A 14,061-nucleotide genomic window follows, 5' to 3' on the forward strand; every position below is an offset into this window, starting at 1 on the left:
CAGGGGCGTCGCCAAGAGGCCCAAGGCACCAGGTTTTGATCCTGGCATTCGTAGGTTCGAATCCTACCGCCCCTGCCATTGATGCGAGTCTCTCGCAAGGTCCGGCACATTCGTGTGCGTGGATGCAACAGGCGAAGCGCGGTTTCGCCTGGGTTTCTCCAGTGTTACATCGCTATTTTCGCCACACGCTTTTTGCCGCCACCCGAGTGATTTCTCATGCAAGACCAACGCAACCTGCTGGTGTTCTGTGGCAATGCCAACAAGCCTTTGGCCAAGAGCATCTGTCGCGAGTTGGGCGTGCGTGCGGGCAAGGCGATGGTGTCGCGCTTCTCCGATGGCGAAGTGCAGGTGGAAATCGAGGAGAACGTGCGTCGGCAGGAAGTATTCGTGCTGCAGCCGACCTGCGCGCCGAGCGCGGAGAACCTAATGGAATTGCTGGTGCTGATCGACGCGCTCAAGCGCGCCAGTGCCGCCAGCGTCACTGCGGTGGTACCGTATTTCGGTTATTCGCGACAGGATCGGCGCATGCGTTCCTCGCGCGTGCCGATCACCGCCAAGGTCGCCGCCAAGATGTTCAGTGCGGTCAACACCGACCGCGTGCTCACCGTCGATCTGCATGCCGACCAGATCCAGGGTTTCTTCGATATCCCAGTCGATAACGTCTATGCCTCGCCGCTGCTGTTGGCCGATATCTGGCGTGCCTACGGAACTGACAACCTGATCGTGGTCTCGCCCGACGTCGGCGGTGTGGTGCGCGCACGCGCCGTGGCCAAACGCCTGGACGATGCCGATCTGGCGATCATCGACAAGCGCCGTCCGCGCGCCAACGTGGCCACGGTGATGAACATCATCGGCGACGTCGAGGGCAAGACCTGTGTGCTGGTCGACGATATCGTCGACACCGCCGGCACCCTGTGCGCCGCGGCGGCCGCGCTGAAGGCGCAGGGCGCGCTGAAGGTGGCCGCGTATTGCACGCATCCGGTGCTGTCCGGCCCGGCGGTGAGCAACATTACCAATTCGCAACTCGATGAACTGGTCGTCACCGATACCATTCCGCTCTCGGAAGCGGCGCGCGCCTGCGGCAAGATCCGCCAGCTCAGCGTTGCCGAGCTGCTCGCCGAAACCATTCGCCGTATCGCCTTCGGCGAGTCGGTCAGTTCGTTGTACGTCGATTGAGGGTTGGGATGGGCGTTGCCTGTCCCAACTTACGTTCCGGCTCTTCTGGTCGCGGGAGAGTCTTTCAAACTGTCGCGAGGCGGTTCATTCAACCAAGGTAGTAAACGCAAAATGGCAACCACGCATGAAATCAAGGTTCAGCGCCGCGAAGTCGAGGGTAAGGGTGCGAGCCGCCGCCTCCGTCGCGACGGCGTGATCCCGGCTATCGTCTACGGTGGCGACCTGAAACCGGTCAACATCCAACTCGACCACAACGAAGTCTGGCTGGCCAGCCAGAACGACTGGTTCTATTCGTCCATCCTCAGCTTGAGCTTGAACGGCGATGTGCAGAAGGTGCTGCTGCGCGATATGCAGCGTCATCCGTACAAGCAGCTGATCATGCATATCGACTTCCAGCGCGTGAACGACAACGAGGTGTTGCACGCCTCGGTGCCGCTGCACTTCCTCCACGAGGATGTGTCGCCGGCCGGCAAGTCGGCCGAAGTGGTCGTCACCCACGAATTGAACGAAATCCAGGTCGTGTGCTTGCCCAAGGACCTGCCGGAGTTCGTCGAAGTCGACCTGTCCACGCTGTCGGTCGGCGACGTGATTCACTTGTCCGATCTGAAGCTGCCGGCCGGGGTTGAGTTGCCGCAACTGAAGTTGGGCAAGGAGCACGACGTGGCGGTGGTCATCGCCAAGCATGGTCGGGTCGAGGAAGAGCCCGAGGCGACCGATGCGGCGGCGGCCGAGCCGGCGAAGAAGGACGGCAAGTAAGCGTCTGTGCGGTGCCTGGACCATCGTGGTTCGGGCGCCGCGGCGCTGTGCTGCGGCATGACTGGTCTGCGTCTGATCGTCGGTCTGGGCAATCCCGGGGCCGAGCATGCGAATACCCGGCACAACGCCGGGTTTCGTTTTGTCGATCATCTGTTGCAACAGGCCGGTGCGCGCTGGAGCGTGGAGGCCAAGTTGTTCGGCGAGATCGCCAAGGTGGATGTCGCTGGGCAGTCCGTGTGGCTGCTGAAGCCGGCCACGTATATGAATCTCAGCGGCAAGTCGGTGACGGCGGCGCTGCGGTATTGGAAGATCGAGCCTGCGCAGGCACTGCTGGCGCACGATGATCTCGATCTGGCGCCGGGCACGGTGCGGCTCAAGTTCGATGGCGGCCACGGTGGCCAGAACGGCCTGCGCGACACCATTCGCCTGCTTGGGCATGCCGGTTTCCATCGCTTGCGTATCGGGATCGGGCATCCGGGGCACAAGGACAAGGTCGTGCCGTGGGTATTGAGCCGTGCGAGCCAGGCCGATCAAATTTTGATCGATCGTGCCATCGACGACGCCCTCGCGGTGCTGCCACTGGCGGTGCAGGGCGATTTCAACGAAGCGATGAAGCGGCTGCATACGAGCAGGGATTCGTGATTGGGGATTGGGGATGCGCCTCCACAATAATGCGTTGCGCATCTCCAATCCCGAATCCCAAATCCTGGAAGTGAATCATGGGCATTAAGTGCGGCATCGTTGGGTTGCCCAATGTCGGCAAGTCGACCCTGTTCAATGCATTGACCAAGGCCGGCATCGCTGCGGCCAATTTCCCGTTCTGTACCATCGAGCCTAACGTCGGCGTGGTGCCGGTGCCGGATCCGCGGCTTGGCGCGTTGGCTGCGATCATCCATCCGCAGAAAGTCGTGCCGACCGCGGTCGAATTCGTCGATATCGCCGGCTTGGTCGCCGGTGCCGCCAGCGGCGAGGGATTGGGCAACAAGTTCCTGGCGCACATCCGCGAAGTCGATGCGATCACCCATGTGGTGCGCTGCTTCGAGCATGGCGACATCATCCACGTCAACAACAAGGTCGATCCGGTTTCCGATATCGAGACGATCGATATCGAGTTGGCCCTGGCCGATCTGGATAGCGTGGAAAAGGCGCTCAACCGCGCCGAGCGCGCGGCCAAGGGCGGCGACAAGGACGCGGCGGCGCGCAAGCCGGTGTTGGCCAAGCTGCAGGCCGCGCTGGCCGACGGCAAACCTGGGCGCAGCGCCGGGCTGGACGAAGAAGAGAAAACCTTGGTGCGCGATCTGTTTCTGCTCACCCTCAAGCCGGTGATGTACATCGCCAACGTGTTGGAGGATGGCTTCGAGAACAATCCGCACCTGGAGGCGGTGCGTGCGCGTGCCGCCGCCGAAGGCGCCCAAGTGGTGCCGGTGTCGGCGGCGATCGAGGAAGAATTGTCGCAACTGGACGATGCTGATCGCGATGCGTTTCTGGTCGATCTGGGGTTGCAGGAGCCGGGTTTGAACCGGGTGATCCGCGCCGCCTATGCGCTGCTGGGGCTGCAGACGTATTTCACCGCTGGGGTGAAGGAAGTGCGGGCATGGACGGTGAAGGTGGGCGCAACCGCGCCACAGGCGGCGGCGGTGATCCATACCGATTTCGAGAAAGGCTTCATCCGGGCCGAAACCATCGCCTACGACGATTTCATCAAGTACAAGGGCGAGGCCGGCGCGCGCGAGGCTGGGCGTTTGCGTCTGGAAGGCAAGGAATACCGTGTGCAGGAGGGCGACATCCTGCATTTCCGCTTCAATGTCTGACCCGGTCTGAGCCGTTGCGCGTGCCTTGCGCAGGCGCACACAGATGGTCGCGCTGTCGTGCCTGCCTGCGTCAAAAGGCTGTTGACAAGGCAAGGGTGTCAGGGAAGAATAGCGGGCTGTTTCACCCCGCTTTGATCCGGTTTCGCTACCGGGTTGTGGCGGGTAGTTGGAGGGATACCCAAGCGGCCAACGGGGGCAGACTGTAAATCTGCTGGCTTACGCCTTCGGTGGTTCGAATCCACCTCCCTCCACCAGTAATTGTGTTGTGGCAGTGTGTCATCCCGTCGCGGGAGTAGTTCAACGGTAGAACCTCAGCCTTCCAAGCTGATGGTGCGGGTTCGATTCCCGTCTCCCGCTCCATTGAACGCGCGTGTGTCACAATAGAGCGACAGAACAACGCTCACGTAGCTCAGTCGGTAGAGCACCTCCTTGGTAAGGAGGAGGTCGAAGGTTCGATTCCTTTCGTGAGCACCATAATTTAATCGTCAAATTCTTTCCAAGATCATCGAGAAGAAGCAGCCATGGCCAAGGGTAAGTTCGAGCGCACCAAGCCGCACGTCAATGTCGGCACCATCGGTCACGTCGACCACGGCAAGACCACGCTGACGGCAGCACTGACGAAGGTCGGCGCGGAGCGCTTCGGCGGCGAATTCAAAGCCTACGACGCGATCGACGCGGCGCCGGAAGAGAAAGCGCGCGGTATCACGATCTCGACCGCTCACGTGGAATACGAATCCCCGACGCGCCACTACGCGCACGTGGATTGCCCGGGGCACGCGGACTACGTGAAGAACATGATTACCGGTGCGGCGCAGATGGACGGCGCGATCCTGGTGTGTTCGGCTGCCGACGGCCCGATGCCGCAGACGCGCGAACACATCCTGCTGTCGCGTCAGGTCGGTGTGCCGCACATCGTGGTGTTCTTGAACAAGGCCGACATGGTCGACGACGCCGAGTTGCTCGAACTGGTCGAGATGGAAGTGCGCGAGCTGCTGAGCAAGTACGACTTTCCGGGCGACGACACGCCGATCATCCACGGTTCGGCGCGTCTGGCGCTGGAAGGCGACCAGAGCGAGATCGGCGTGCCGGCGATTCTGAAGCTGGTGGAAGCGCTGGATACGTTCATCCCGGAGCCGCAGCGCGACGTGGACAAGCCGTTCCTGATGCCGGTGGAAGACGTGTTCTCGATCTCCGGTCGCGGCACGGTGGTGACCGGTCGTATCGAGCGCGGCGTGATCAAGGTGGGCGACGAAATCGAGATCGTGGGTATCCGTGCGACGCAGAAGACCACGGTGACGGGCGTGGAAATGTTCCGCAAGCTGCTGGACCAGGGTCAGGCGGGCGACAACGCGGGTCTGTTGCTGCGCGGCACCAAGCGTGACGACGTGGAGCGCGGCCAGGTGCTGTGCAAGCCGGGTACGATCAAGCCGCACACCCAGTTCGAGGCTGAGGTGTACGTGTTGTCGAAGGACGAGGGTGGTCGTCACACGCCGTTCTTCCCGGGCTATCGTCCGCAGTTATACTTCCGCACCACCGACATCACTGGCGAGGTGCAGTTGCCGGAAGGGGTGGAGATGGTGATGCCGGGCGACAACGTCAAGATGACGGTGACGCTGATCAATCCGGTGGCGATGGACGAAGGCCTGCGTTTCGCGATCCGCGAAGGCGGCCGGACGGTCGGCGCCGGCGTGGTGGCCAAGATCATCAAGTAATGCCCTCCGGCAGCCTGGGCTGCCGGACTCGTTGGTATCGTGGTGGCTGCGGTCGCCCAAATCCGACGAGGTGCAGGCGGCTTCGGTTGCCGGGTTGAGCGAAGGGCGGGCCGGAACCTTCGGTCCGCCTTCGCTGTCTCAGGGAAGTGCGGTCGTTTTTACTACACGCCAGTAGCTCAATTGGCAGAGCAGCGGTCTCCAAAACCGCAGGTTGGGGGTTCGAGTCCCTCCTGGCGTGCCAATTTGCCGGTCCCTATCCAGTGACCTCGGTCGCATCGCAACAAGAGTCGGATGAACAGCAAGATCGAGCATTCCAAGAGTTCCGCAGCCTCCTCCGGTGGCGATGTCGTCAAGTACGGCATCGCGGCGTTGCTGGTGGTGGCTGGCCTGTTCGTGTGGTTCTGGTTCGCCGATCCCAGTCGCGCGACGCAACTGGGCAACTGGTCCGGTCCGCTGCGTGGGTTGGCCGTGGTGGCGGGCTTGGTCGCTGGCGGTGCGGTGTTCCTGTTGACCGCCAAGGGGCGCGAGGCTCGTGAGTTCCTGTCCGAATCGCGATTCGAACTGCGCAAGGTGGTGTGGCCGACCCGTCAGGAGGCCATTCGGACCACCTGGGTGGTGATCGTGGTGGTGATCATTCTGAGTCTGCTGCTGGGTGGGTTCGATTTCGTGATCCAGAAGCTGATGCAGTGGTTCGTTAGCCGTTGAGGAGAGTGCAGCAGTGAAGCGTTGGTATGTCGTCCACGCCTATTCAGGCTTCGAGAAGTCCGTGGCGCAAGCGCTGCGCGACCGTATTGTGCGTGACGAGATGCAGGAGCGCTTCGGCGACGTGTTGGTGCCCACAGAGGAAGTGATCGAGATGCGCTCCGGCCAGAAGCGCCGTTCCGAGCGCAAGTTCTTCCCGGGTTACGTGTTGGTGCAGATCGAGACCCACGACGAAGGCGGCATCCCGCGGATTGATAACGAGAGCTGGCACTTGGTCAAGGAGACGCCCAAGGTGATGGGGTTCATTGGCGGCACCGCCGATCGGCCGTTACCGATTCGCGACCAGGAGGCCGATGCGATCCTGCAGCGCGTTCAAGATGGCGTTGAAAAGCCGCGTCCGAAGGTGCTGTTCGAACCGGGGCAAATGGTGCGCGTCACCGATGGTCCGTTCAACGACTTCAATGGTGTGGTCGAGGAAGTCAACTACGAAAAGAGCAGGCTGCGTGTGGCGGTGCTGATCTTCGGCCGTTCTACCCCGGTGGAACTGGAATTCGGTCAGGTCGAGAAAGCCTGAGTCCTGCTATCGGCGTGTCTGCGCCGCACGCTCGAATCTCTGCTATACTGCGCGGCTGGCTGCCCAAGCAGTCGTCGGGCAGAGTCGGGAGCCGACGCGAGGCGGCTTTCTGCGCAATCCAAAACGTGATGGCGGGACACGTGATTTTCCCGTCGCGATGGGGAGCCTGTCGTTCAGGCGCTAGCACCCGGAGAGACTCAACATGGCAAAGAAAGTCGTCGGTTACATCAAGCTGCAGGTGAAGGCCGGTCAGGCCAACCCCTCGCCGCCTGTCGGTCCTGCGCTGGGTCAGCGCGGCCTGAACATCATGGAATTCTGCAAGGCCTTCAATGCGGCCACGCAGAAGCTGGAGCCGGGCTTGCCCACGCCGGTCATCATCACGGCCTACTCGGACCGTACCTTCACCTTCGTCACCAAGAGCACGCCGGCGAGCGTGCTGCTGAAGAAGGCGGCCGGCATCACCTCCGGCTCCAAGCGCCCGAACACCGAAAAGGTGGGCAAGGTCACCCGCAAGCAGTTGGAAGACATCGCCAAGGCGAAGGAAGCCGACCTGACGGCCGCGGAGCTGGAAGCGGCGGTACGTACGATTGCGGGTTCCGCCCGCAGCATGGGCCTGACGGTGGAGGGTTAAGCGATGGCACAGACCAAGCGACAGAAAGCGATCCGTGCTGCGGTGCAGCCGGGCAAGGCGTATTCGATCGACGAAGCGCTGAAGATCATCAAGACCACCAGCAAGGCCAAGTTCGTCGAAGCCGTCGACGTGGCCGTGCGCCTGGGCGTGGATGCCAAGAAGTCCGACCAGCAGGTGCGCGGTTCCACCGTGCTGCCGGCCGGTACCGGCAAGAGCGTGCGCGTGGCGGTGTTCGCCCCGGCCGGTGCCAAGGCGGACGAAGCCCTGGCTGCGGGTGCCGAGGCCGTTGGCATGGACGATCTGGCCGAGAAGATGCAGGGCGGGGATCTGAACTACGACGTGGTCATCGCGACGCCGGACGCGATGCGCGTCGTCGGTAAGCTGGGCACGCTGCTGGGCCCGCGCGGCCTGATGCCGAACCCGAAGGTCGGGACCGTGTCCGCCAACCCGGCCGAAGCGGTGAAGAATGCCAAATCCGGCCAGGTGCGCTATCGCACCGACAAGGCGGGCATCATCCACTGCACCATCGGCAAGGCCAGCTTCGAAGACGATGCGCTGAAGAGCAATCTGCATGCGCTGTTGCTGGATCTGGTCAAGGCCAAGCCGGCGACCTCCAAGGGTAACTACCTGCAGAAGATCTCGGTGAGCTCGACCATGGGTCCGGGTGTCACCATCGATCAGGCGTCGCTGTCCCTGAAGTAATTGCAACACGGCGCCGCCCGCGAGGTGCGGCGTCGGTGTCACCCTTTTGAAGGCGTCGCCAGGGGCAACCCGACGCGAAGCCGTCAAAGACCGCAGGCGCGGTCTGCGCACACCGACGACGGGCAGGGAAGTTCTAGATGGCAAGGAATCGCCGTCAGTGCGGCGGGATCGCTTAATCCAGTCCCCTTGGGGACGCGCCGGCGTAGATGGTGCCGCCTTTCTGGAGTTTTTCTGGTTCAGGCCAATCCGGGACTTCCCGGACGCGCTCACTCCAGGTCTGGAACGGCCACCAACTGGGATGCCATGCGGCGTCCCCGGCATCCAGGATGGAGGCCGCCTAGGACCGCAAGCGGCAGGAGCCGCGAGCGGAATGTGTTTGAAGCAGGGATTTCGAGATTCGTGGTTGGGGATTGGCAAGAGCGGCACGGTCGCTCCTGATGCATTCCGAATCGCTAGTCCCAACTCCCGGCTTTAACGGAGGAGTGCAATGGCTCTCAATCTGTCCCAGAAGCAAGAAGTCGTCGCCGAATTGGCCGACGTTGCCGCGAAGGCTCACTCCTTGGTCGCTGCCGAGTACGCCGGCATCACGGTCTCGCAGATGACCGCGATGCGCAAAAAAGCGCGCGAAACCGGTGTGTACTTGCGTGTTGTCAAGAACACCCTGGCCGCGCGCGCGGTGGCCGGTACCGAATACGAGTGCGTCCAGGACGCGCTGGTCGGTCCGCTGCTGTATGCGTTCTCGACGGAAGAACCCGGCGCTGCCGGTCGTCTGATCAAGGAATTCGCCAAGGGTAACGACAAGCTGCAGGCCAAGGTCGTGTCGCTGGGCGGTCAGCTGTATCCGGCCGCTCACCTCGAAGTGTTGGCGTCGCTGCCGACCCGCGAGCAGGCACTGGCCATGTTGGCACGCGTCTTGGCCGAGCCGGCAAGCATGTTTGCCCGTGCGGTCAAGGCCGTGGGCGACAAGCAGGGAGGTGGCGATGCCGCCCCCGCCGATGCCCAAGCCCAGGTCGAAACGGCTTAAGTTCGCGATCCCTGAAACGGTTCACAAGAACCTCATCCAGAAAAAATTCCAAAGGTAATCACAATGTCCCTGTCTAACGAGCAGATCGTCGACGCTATCGCCGAAAAGACCCTCATGGAAGTGATGGAGCTGGTCAAGGCCATCGAAGACAAGTTCGGCGTTTCCGCCGCCGCTCCGGTCGCCGCTGCCGGTCCGGCCGTGGCTGCCGCTCCGGTCGAAGAGCAGACCGAATTCAACGTCATCCTGATCGATGCCGGCGCCAAGAAGGTCGACGTCATCAAGGCCGTTCGCGCCATCACTGGCCTGGGCCTGAAGGAAGCCAAGGACCTCACCGAGGCCGGCGGCATGCTGAAGGAAGCCGTGTCGAAGGAAGACGCCGAGAAGTTCAAGAAAGACCTGGAAGCCGCTGGCGCGAAGGTCGAAGTCAAGTAAGCAGTCCCTTGCATCGCCAGTCGTTCGAGGCGGTGCACTGAAGGCTGGGGGCGCGAGTCCCCGGCCTTTGGCCGTTGTACAGCCGGGTTAGATTCGGCATGGGAGTCTGCGCGGTCGTTCGACCGATGCGGGCTCTGCGACCCAGTCTCGGCCTTACCGAGTTGGTAGTTGGAAGTAGCGGGAGAAGGCGTGCTGGTGCCGGCAATACCAGCGACTTCCAACTGACAATTTATGTTCACTCAGGGCCGCGGACGCGTGGCCCGCATCAGCCAAGGTGATACCTCATGACGTCCTATTCGTTCACCGAAAAGAAGCGTATCCGCAAGGATTTCGGCAAGCAGCGCTCGATCCTGGAAGTGCCCTTCCTGCTCGCCATCCAGGTGGATTCCTACCGTGAGTTCTTGCAGGAAAACACCGACCCGAACAAGCGCTCGGACCATGGCCTGCACGCGGCTCTGAAATCGGTGTTCCCGATCTCCAGCTACAGCGGCAACGCCGCGCTGGAGTATGTTGGCTACAAGCTCGGCGATCCGGTGTTCGACGAGCGTGAATGCCGTCAGCGCGGTATGAGCTACGGCGCGCCGCTGCGCGTGACCGTGCGCCTGGTGATCTACGACCGCGAGTCCTCGACCAAGGCGATCAAGTACGTGAAGGAGCAGGAGGTCTACCTCGGCGAAATTCCGTTGATGACCGACAACGGCACCTTCATCGTCAATGGCACCGAGCGCGTCATCGTCTCCCAGTTGCACCGTTCGCCGGGCGTCTTCTTCGATCACGATCGCGGCAAGACTCACAGCTCGGGCAAATTGCTGTACAGCGCCCGCATCATTCCGTACCGCGGCTCCTGGCTGGACTTCGAGTTCGACCCGAAGGACGCGTTGTTCACCCGTATCGACCGCCGTCGCAAGCTGCCGGTGTCGATCCTGTTGCGCGCGCTCGGTTATTCGAACGAAGAAATGCTGTCGGAGTTCTTCGAGATCAACACCTTCCACATCGATCCGAAGGAAGGCGTGCAGTTGGAATTGGTCGCCGAGCGCTTGCGCGGCGAGACGCTGGACTTCGATCTGGCCGATGGCGACAAGGTCATTGTCGAGGCTGGCAAGCGCATCACCGCGCGTCACGTTAAGCAACTGGAGGCCTCCGGTATCGCCGCGCTGGCCGTGCCCGATGAGTACCTGGTCGGTCGCATCCTGTCGCACGACGTCGTCGATGCCGCGACCGGCGAACTGCTGGCCAATGCCAACGACGAAATCACCGAAGAGCAGTTGAATGCGTTCCGTAAGGCCGGCGTCGACGCCGTGGGGACCCTGTGGGTCAACGATCTGGACCGTGGTCCGTATCTGTCCAACACCCTGCGCATCGACCCGACCAAGACCCAGCTCGAAGCCTTGGTCGAGATCTACCGCATGATGCGTCCGGGCGAACCGCCGACCAAGGATGCCGCGCAGAACTTGTTCCACAACCTGTTCTTCACCTTCGAGCGTTACGACCTGTCCACGGTTGGCCGCATGAAGTTCAACCGCCGCGTCGGCCGCAAGGAGGTCATCGGCGAGTCGGTGTTGTACGACAAGAAGTACTTCGGCGAGCGCAGCGACGAGGAGTCCAAGCGCTTGGTTGCCGAGCGCGCCGACAGTTCCGACATCCTCGATGTGATCAAGGTGCTGACCGAAATCCGCAACGGTCGCGGTGTGGTCGACGATATCGACCACCTGGGTAATCGTCGCGTGCGTTCGGTCGGCGAAATGGCCGAGAACGTGTTCCGCGTTGGCCTGGTCCGCGTCGAGCGCGCGGTCAAGGAGCGCCTGTCGATGGCCGAGTCCGAGGGCCTGACCCCCCAGGAACTGATCAACGCCAAGCCGGTGGCTGCCGCGATCAAGGAGTTCTTCGGTTCCTCGCAGTTGTCGCAATTTATGGATCAGAACAACCCGTTGTCGGAAGTGACGCACAAGCGTCGCGTTTCGGCGTTGGGGCCGGGCGGTCTGACCCGCGAGCGCGCAGGCTTCGAAGTGCGCGACGTGCATCCGACCCATTACGGCCGCGTCTGCACCACCGAAACCCCGGAAGGCCCGAACATCGGTCTGATCAACTCGCTGGCGGTGTTCGCGCGCACCAACCAGTATGGCTTCCTAGAGACGCCGTACCGGAAGGTGGTGGACGGCCAGATCACCGACGAGGTCGAATACCTCTCGGCGATCGAAGAAAACGAGTACGTCATCGCCCAGGCCAACGCATTGCACGATGCCAAGAACCGCCTGACCGAACAGTTCGTACCGTGCCGCTACCAGGGCGAATCGCTGCTCAAGCCGCCGGCGGAAGTGCATTTCATGGACGTCTCGCCAATGCAGACCGTGTCCATCGCGGCCGCGTTGGTGCCGTTCCTGGAGCATGACGACGCCAACCGCGCGCTGATGGGCGCGAACATGCAACGCCAGGCCGTGCCGACGCTGCGCGCGCAGAAGCCGCTGGTCGGCACCGGTATCGAACGTGCGGTGGCGCGCGACTCGGGTGTGACCGTGAACGCGCGCCGTGGCGGCGTGATCGAGCAGATCGACGCCGGCCGCATCGTGGTCAAGGTCAACGAGGCCGAGATCGGCGGCGGCACCGATGCCGGCGTCGACATCTACAACCTGATCAAGTACACGCGCTCCAACCAGAACACCTGCATCAACCAGCGTCCGCTGGTCAATGTGGGCGACGCGATCGCGCGCGGCGACGTGCTCGCCGATGGTCCCTCGACCGATATCGGCGAACTGGCCCTGGGCCAGAACATGCTGATCGCGTTCATGCCTTGGAACGGTTACAACTTCGAAGACTCCATCCTGCTCTCCGAGCGTGTGGTGGAAGAGGATCGCTACACCACGATCCATATCGAAGAGCTCACCTGCGTGGCGCGCGACACCAAGCTGGGGCCGGAAGAAATTTCCGCCGATATCCCCAATGTCTCGGAGCAGGCGCTCAACCGTCTCGACGAATCCGGTGTGGTGTACATCGGTGCGGAAGTGCGTGCCGGCGACATCATGGTCGGCAAGGTCACGCCCAAGGGCGAGAGCCAACTGACCCCGGAAGAGAAACTGCTGCGCGCGATCTTCGGCGAGAAGGCCTCGGACGTGAAGGATAGCTCGCTGCGTGTGCCGCCTGGCATGGACGGCACCGTCATCGACGTGCAGGTGTTCACCCGCGACGGCATCGAGAAGGATAAGCGCGCCCGCCAGATCGAGGAAAACGAGATCAAGCGGGTCAAGAAGGACTTCGACGATCAGTTCCGCATCCTCGAGAGCGCCATCTACGCACGCCTGCGCAGCCAACTGATCGGCAAGGTCGCCAACGGCGGCCCGAACCTGAAGAAGGGCGACACCATCAGCGATGCCTACCTGGATGGTCTGAAGAAGTCCGAGTGGTTCGCTCTGCGCATGAAGGACGAGGATGCCTCCGACGCGATCGAGCGCGCGCAGAAGCAGATCCAGGCGCATGAACAGGAGTTCGAACGTCGCTTTGCCGATAAGCGCGGCAAGATCACCGCTGGCGACGACCTCGCTCCGGGCGTGCTGAAGATGGTCAAGGTGTTCCTGGCGGTGAAGCGGCGTATCCAGCCCGGCGACAAAATGGCCGGTCGCCACGGCAACAAGGGTGTCGTGTCGATGATCCAGCCGATCGAGGACATGCCGTACATGGCCAACGGCGAGACCGTGGACATCGTATTGAACCCGCTGGGCGTGCCCTCGCGTATGAATATCGGTCAGGTGCTGGAAGTGCACCTTGGCTGGGCGGCCAAGGGCCTGGGACGCAAGATCCAGAACATGCTCGACGCTCAGGCCAATGTGGCCGATCTGCGCAAGTTCCTGACCCAGATCTACAACCACGACCAGAAGTTGGGCGAGGACCGCGTGGACCTGGATCAGTTCAGCGACGCCGAGCTGCTGTCCCTGTCGAAGAACCTGACCGACGGTGTGCCGATGGCGACCCCGGTGTTCGACGGCGCGACCGAAGCGGAGATCAAGCACATGCTTGAACTCGCCGATCTGCCGATCAGCGGCCAGACCCAGCTTTACGATGGCCGTACCGGCGAAGCGTTCGATCGCCGTACCACCGTCGGCTACATGCACATGCTGAAGTTGAACCACTTGGTCGACGACAAGATGCACGCGCGTTCCACTGGTCCGTATTCGTTGGTCACCCAGCAGCCGTTGGGCGGCAAGGCGCAGTTCGGCGGCCAGCGCTTCGGCGAAATGGAAGTGTGGGCGTTGGAAGCCTACGGTGCGGCTTACACCTTGCAGGAAATGTTGACGGTGAAGTCCGACGACGTACAGGGCCGCAACCAGATGTACAAGAACATCGTCGATGGCGAGCACGAAATGGTGGCCGGCATGCCGGAGTCCTTCAACGTGCTGGTGAAGGAAATCCGCTCGCTGGCCATCAACATGGAATTGGAAGACTGAGAGGCCGGGACTCGGAGCCCGGGGCCTGGGACTCGGAAAAGCGAGGAGCGTCGCCGCTCTGCTTTTCCAGGTCCCCGGTCCCGGATCCCCGGTCCCGACAAGACT

12 protein-coding genes and 5 tRNA genes are annotated in these 14,061 nt (G+C 62.3%); all 17 read left to right on the forward strand.

The features are described from left to right. Position 1 precedes the first annotated feature (1 nt). Positions 2–78: transfer RNA gene (locus tag XaFJ1_RS02130), tRNA-Gln, on the forward strand. Between the two features lie 138 nt (positions 79–216). Then, a complete protein-coding gene (locus tag XaFJ1_RS02135) occupies positions 217–1,176 on the forward strand; it encodes a ribose-phosphate diphosphokinase (protein ID WP_012915042.1) in 960 nt (319 codons plus the stop codon). 111 nt (positions 1,177–1,287) lie between these two features. Then, positions 1,288–1,932: a 50S ribosomal protein L25/general stress protein Ctc gene (locus XaFJ1_RS02140; RefSeq protein WP_012915043.1), complete on the forward strand. Its 645-nt coding sequence runs from the start codon at positions 1,288–1,290 to the stop codon at positions 1,930–1,932. Positions 1,933–1,989: 57 nt separating this feature from the next. After that, positions 1,990–2,574, forward strand: a complete 585-nt coding sequence (pth, locus tag XaFJ1_RS02145; RefSeq protein ID WP_012915044.1) for an aminoacyl-tRNA hydrolase — start codon at positions 1,990–1,992, stop codon at positions 2,572–2,574. A gap of 77 nt (positions 2,575–2,651) precedes the next feature. Next, positions 2,652–3,743, forward strand: coding sequence for a redox-regulated ATPase YchF (ychF, locus tag XaFJ1_RS02150; RefSeq protein ID WP_012915045.1), 1,092 nt, complete (start codon positions 2,652–2,654; stop codon positions 3,741–3,743). A gap of 168 nt (positions 3,744–3,911) precedes the next feature. Further along, positions 3,912–3,997: transfer RNA gene (locus XaFJ1_RS02155), tRNA-Tyr, on the forward strand. A 32-nt stretch (positions 3,998–4,029) separates the two neighbouring features. Next, a tRNA-Gly gene (locus XaFJ1_RS02160) sits at positions 4,030–4,103 on the forward strand. 38 nt (positions 4,104–4,141) lie between these two features. Beyond that, positions 4,142–4,217, forward strand: a tRNA-Thr gene (locus XaFJ1_RS02165). A gap of 47 nt (positions 4,218–4,264) precedes the next feature. Next, the gene (tuf, locus tag XaFJ1_RS02170; RefSeq protein ID WP_012915046.1) at positions 4,265–5,455 is read left to right on the forward strand and encodes an elongation factor Tu; all 1,191 of its coding nucleotides are present in this window, start codon (positions 4,265–4,267) and stop codon (positions 5,453–5,455) included. Positions 5,456–5,620: 165 nt separating this feature from the next. Beyond that, positions 5,621–5,696, forward strand: a tRNA-Trp gene (locus tag XaFJ1_RS02175). A 50-nt stretch (positions 5,697–5,746) separates the two neighbouring features. Then, positions 5,747–6,160 carry a preprotein translocase subunit SecE gene (gene secE / locus XaFJ1_RS02180; protein ID WP_012915047.1) on the forward strand — a complete coding sequence of 138 codons (414 nt, stop codon included), beginning with the start codon at positions 5,747–5,749 and terminating at the stop codon, positions 6,158–6,160. Positions 6,161–6,173: 13 nt separating this feature from the next. Continuing rightward, the gene (gene nusG, locus XaFJ1_RS02185) at positions 6,174–6,731 is read left to right on the forward strand and encodes a transcription termination/antitermination protein NusG (RefSeq protein ID WP_012915048.1); all 558 of its coding nucleotides are present in this window, start codon (positions 6,174–6,176) and stop codon (positions 6,729–6,731) included. A gap of 202 nt (positions 6,732–6,933) precedes the next feature. Beyond that, positions 6,934–7,362 (forward strand): 50S ribosomal protein L11, encoded by a 429-nt coding sequence (gene rplK, locus XaFJ1_RS02190; protein WP_012915049.1) that lies wholly within the window; start codon positions 6,934–6,936, stop codon positions 7,360–7,362. 3 nt (positions 7,363–7,365) lie between these two features. Continuing rightward, positions 7,366–8,064, forward strand: a complete 699-nt coding sequence (gene rplA, locus XaFJ1_RS02195) for a 50S ribosomal protein L1 (RefSeq protein WP_012915050.1) — start codon at positions 7,366–7,368, stop codon at positions 8,062–8,064. A 487-nt stretch (positions 8,065–8,551) separates the two neighbouring features. After that, positions 8,552–9,088, forward strand: a complete 537-nt coding sequence (gene rplJ / locus XaFJ1_RS02205; protein WP_012915051.1) for a 50S ribosomal protein L10 — start codon at positions 8,552–8,554, stop codon at positions 9,086–9,088. Between the two features lie 63 nt (positions 9,089–9,151). Further along, complete coding sequence (gene rplL, locus XaFJ1_RS02210) at positions 9,152–9,520, forward strand: 50S ribosomal protein L7/L12 (protein WP_012915052.1); 369 nt, start codon at positions 9,152–9,154, stop codon at positions 9,518–9,520. A gap of 284 nt (positions 9,521–9,804) precedes the next feature. Next, positions 9,805–13,956, forward strand: a complete 4,152-nt coding sequence (rpoB, locus tag XaFJ1_RS02215) for a DNA-directed RNA polymerase subunit beta (protein ID WP_012915053.1) — start codon at positions 9,805–9,807, stop codon at positions 13,954–13,956. The last annotated feature ends 105 nt before the right edge of the window (positions 13,957–14,061 follow it).

It is taken from the genome of Xanthomonas albilineans (assembly GCF_009931595.1).
In the GTDB taxonomy this organism is placed as follows: Bacteria; Pseudomonadota; Gammaproteobacteria; order Xanthomonadales; family Xanthomonadaceae; genus Xanthomonas_A; species Xanthomonas_A albilineans.

Coding starts and splice junctions, on each gene's coding strand:
- rplA (WP_012915050.1), top strand. CDS start 7,366: ATGGCACAGACCAAGCGACAGAAAGCGATCCGTGCTGCGGTGCAGCCG.
- pth (WP_012915044.1), top strand. CDS start 1,990: ATGACTGGTCTGCGTCTGATCGTCGGTCTGGGCAATCCCGGGGCCGAG.
- secE (WP_012915047.1), top strand. CDS start 5,747: ATGAACAGCAAGATCGAGCATTCCAAGAGTTCCGCAGCCTCCTCCGGT.
- rpoB (WP_012915053.1), top strand. CDS start 9,805: ATGACGTCCTATTCGTTCACCGAAAAGAAGCGTATCCGCAAGGATTTC.
- XaFJ1_RS02140 (WP_012915043.1), top strand. CDS start 1,288: ATGGCAACCACGCATGAAATCAAGGTTCAGCGCCGCGAAGTCGAGGGT.
- rplJ (WP_012915051.1), top strand. CDS start 8,552: ATGGCTCTCAATCTGTCCCAGAAGCAAGAAGTCGTCGCCGAATTGGCC.
- rplK (WP_012915049.1), top strand. CDS start 6,934: ATGGCAAAGAAAGTCGTCGGTTACATCAAGCTGCAGGTGAAGGCCGGT.
- tuf (WP_012915046.1), top strand. CDS start 4,265: ATGGCCAAGGGTAAGTTCGAGCGCACCAAGCCGCACGTCAATGTCGGC.
- ychF (WP_012915045.1), top strand. CDS start 2,652: ATGGGCATTAAGTGCGGCATCGTTGGGTTGCCCAATGTCGGCAAGTCG.
- XaFJ1_RS02135 (WP_012915042.1), top strand. CDS start 217: ATGCAAGACCAACGCAACCTGCTGGTGTTCTGTGGCAATGCCAACAAG.
- rplL (WP_012915052.1), top strand. CDS start 9,152: ATGTCCCTGTCTAACGAGCAGATCGTCGACGCTATCGCCGAAAAGACC.